At 32.0% G+C, this 3329-nt stretch carries 4 protein-coding genes; 3 read left to right on the forward strand and 1 reads right to left on the reverse strand.

Going from position 1 to position 3329, the window contains the following annotated elements:
* The first annotated feature begins 373 nt into the window (after positions 1-373).
* On the forward strand, positions 374-640 hold the full coding sequence (locus LXM54_RS28655) for a M15 family metallopeptidase (protein WP_442780551.1): 267 nt from the start codon (positions 374-376) through the stop codon (positions 638-640).
* 14 nt (positions 641-654) lie between these two features.
* On the forward strand, positions 655-1152 hold the full coding sequence (locus tag LXM54_RS27575; RefSeq protein WP_233319535.1) for a peptidoglycan-binding domain-containing protein: 498 nt from the start codon (positions 655-657) through the stop codon (positions 1150-1152).
* A 648-nt stretch (positions 1153-1800) separates the two neighbouring features.
* On the opposite strand, the gene LXM54_RS28190 is transcribed toward LXM54_RS27575, so the two are convergent.
* Positions 1801-1932: a hypothetical protein gene (locus LXM54_RS28190; protein WP_267913512.1), complete on the reverse strand. Its 132-nt coding sequence runs from the start codon at positions 1930-1932 to the stop codon at positions 1801-1803.
* A gap of 736 nt (positions 1933-2668) precedes the next feature.
* On the opposite strand from LXM54_RS28190, the gene LXM54_RS27580 reads away from it, so the two are divergent.
* Positions 2669-3163, forward strand: a complete 495-nt coding sequence (locus LXM54_RS27580) for a hypothetical protein (protein ID WP_233319538.1) — start codon at positions 2669-2671, stop codon at positions 3161-3163.
* Positions 3164-3329: the final 166 nt, after the last annotated feature.

Genomic DNA, 3329 nt, shown 5'->3' on the forward strand with positions numbered 1-3329 from the left:
GTTTCTTCCATAAGCTAAGTTTTAATTTATTACAGGAATGCTGCCATGTTTGTTACATAAGCAAGCCTCTTTTCTTAAACAACTATGTGACAGCTAAAGGTAAAAGACAAAAAGAAGTATTGAAAGCTAACAATTTTACAAATGCAAAATAAGTTACCTTCAAATTGAAGTGACGCCATAAAGTTAGACATGGTTATTTCATCAGGCAGCTTGTTAAAGAAAATCAAATGGTTCTTCAGCAAGGTAGATTAAGCGGAGCAAGACGTTTTATTAGACGAAAAATATTATGAGTGTAGAGAAATTGAAACAAGAAGCTATTAAAAGAATATGCTCTGGTATGAAAGCTATTGTGGTGACTTAAGTATTTGAAATCATTGAACAAGCACATAACGAGGGTATATATGTATTAATTACAGATGGGTACCTTTCTTATGCAGAACAGGATGCTCTTTATGCACAAGGTCGCACTAAGCCAGGTGAAATTTTTACTAATGCAAATGGCGGTCAATCTAAACATAACTTTGGTATTGTGGTTGACTATTGCTTAACTAATAAGGAAGGTACAACTCATACTGGACTGTTAATTCACAATGGAAACGAGTTGCATTTATTGCTAAAAGCAAGGGATTTGAATGGGTAGGTGACTGAAAAGGCTTGGTTGATAATCCCCATCTTGAATACACAGGGGAAATTACTGTAGCACCTGATAAGACAGAAGTTGGTTCCGAAATAGTTACTACTCCACATAAGCCAAACACTGGTGCTGATGCAAACTTCAAGAAGTTCCAAACCTTCCTTAATGGATATACAGAAAAAGCTAAATTCAAAGCTCTTGTTGTGGACGGCTATCCGGGGCCTAAGAGTAAAGTTGCTGCTATTCGAGTATTCCAGTACTTTGCCAAAGTACAAATTGACACCATCTTTGAAAAGAAATCAAAAGCTGCTTGCCCGGTTGTAGTGCCAGGCACAGACTGGGAGAAATGGACACGATTTGTGCAAGGTATGCTATACTTCCACAAATATGATGCAAAAGGATTTGATGGTATTTACGGAAAGGGCTGCAAAAATGCAGTAGTGGCTTTCCAAAAAGATAAAGGTATTGGAGTAGATGGTGAAGCCGGACCAAATACTTTTGCAAAGTTTTTTGCATAAAAAATATCTATAGGTAAATACTAAATATACATCTTAGATAACACTTCTCCCTATTTTTCGGAATAGGGTATTTTTTTATGAGGATTATTTTGGATATATCTGCATATAATATATGGACCCTGACGAAGATCTCACTAAACACTGAATCAACTACCAATTACTTAAGCTCTACATTTATAGGTACAGTTTTGTATTAATTATGGCTGATAGGTCATCATAATTTATGTAGTGGTTTATGTCGACAGTTTTCGCCTTACTCTTCAGAGTAGGGCACTTTTTTTGTGTCCGAAATCATGAAGTGGAATAAAATACAAAGAACTTTAGTCTCGATTTTAGTTGAGCCTTTAATTGAAAATCTTTTTGGACTCTACAGATGCCGGTAGAGTTCTTTTTTTGTATAAAAGTAATGATTATAGAAATAATAATAATGTTCTAATGACGATACCTTACTCCTCAGAGTAGGGTGTTTTTTTATGTGACGCTTTATCCTCTTTAGTAATTATTTATCAAAAAATTAAAAAATCAATAAAAGAGACCTTCACAATAAGTGAAGGTTAGAGGTTTTTAGAAATAATATTGAAACTTTGGAACATCAGGATAAGGAAGGTTACATTAATACTATTTCCTTGAATACTTACCAGGTCCAGCCTATACGAGTATATTGCCATTCTCAGGTGAATAGTTCTTTATAAAGTGCCAATTCACTTGGAATTCAATAGGCTCTCTTTCAAGTCTTTCCCATTCATCAAATTGATTATAATAGTTTATAATCTCACTCATTATTTCACCTTTTTCAATTTTTCACCTAATTATCTTCGGCGAAAATTATCCGAGTCCTTCTTCCGCTAACCTGCCGAGTTTGTTGCATTAGAAGGTTTGTAAATTTATCATAGGAAAGTTCTGCCTTGTTAGTGCTAGAACAAGTAGAATTAATCCTTCCTGAGATCAAAGCTCCCGTTAATTACCTTGCTTATAAATATACTCATATATTTTCTCATAAAGAATTGTAAATAAGGGGAAATTATTGAAAAGGAGGATTTATGATGGCTTTAGCTTTTTATTTTTTCTTTGGTTGGCTTGGAGTTTACATCTTTTTTATATGTAAAAGAAATTTATCTAATGTGGAAAACATCATTCTCTATTTACTCATTCTTATTATTCACATTAATTGGAATTGGTTAATATTTGAGGAGTTTGCTTTTCTAAAATACTCACATGAATCAAACAAATATATATCTATCTTAATAAATCGTAGTATTGTGACACCTTTAATTATTTTAATATGCCTTAATTTAATACCTAAAGCAGCGCCCTTAATAATAAGAACAATATGCTTTCTATGTGCATCCCTTCTTTTCACTATATTTGTACAATTCTCTATCTTTTTTAATGCCATAACAATATTAGACTGGGACCTTGGGTATGACTTCCTTTATTTCATTGGACTAATATATATTATCCATTTTTTTCATTTATCATTTTGTAAGTATGTTATGGAAAAGGAGAGCTCTGTAAAATGAAATGGATTGGTGAATTTAATTTAAATGAAATTTCCTTGATATTTATAACCTCAGCTGCTTATTTGTTTGTTTTCCTTGCTCCAAAAAAATTAAAAAGAGAAATAAAATTAATGAGTATTTTATGGGGAATTACAGTAGGTATTATGTTTGATTTTACTATTGGCGGGGGATTATTGGATTATTATAGAGAAAATGATACAAATCATTATGAACTCTTTGATATTGCTTATTATTTACTTTATGGTCCGTTTGGATATGCATTTATGTATTTTTATAAACAATTAAAAATTAATAGAAAGACCTTTGGTATCTACATTATCACCTGGGTGGCTATAGGTACTTTATCACAGTGGGTGTTTACACTAATAAAAATAATTACATATCAGAATCACTATAAACTAGCTTATTCTGTACCCATATTTATATTTATACAAACAGCCACAGGATTATTATATGAATTTGTCTCTAAAAATTATAAGGAGACTTCATGAAATTTTATTTCTAACAAGAAGTATTCTTTATCCAAAAGACATTAAAGTAAGAAAATAAACCCTCACTATTTAGTGAGGGTTTATTTGATACTGATTATTAAGCAATCCTGCCAAGATAGTTGCATAAGAAAAGGAGCTGCTGATCAGCTCCTAATAATTAAGTACC

It is taken from the genome of Bacillus sp. Au-Bac7, from assembly GCF_021341655.1.
In the GTDB taxonomy this organism is placed as follows: Bacteria; Bacillota; Bacilli; order Bacillales; family Cytobacillaceae; genus Niallia.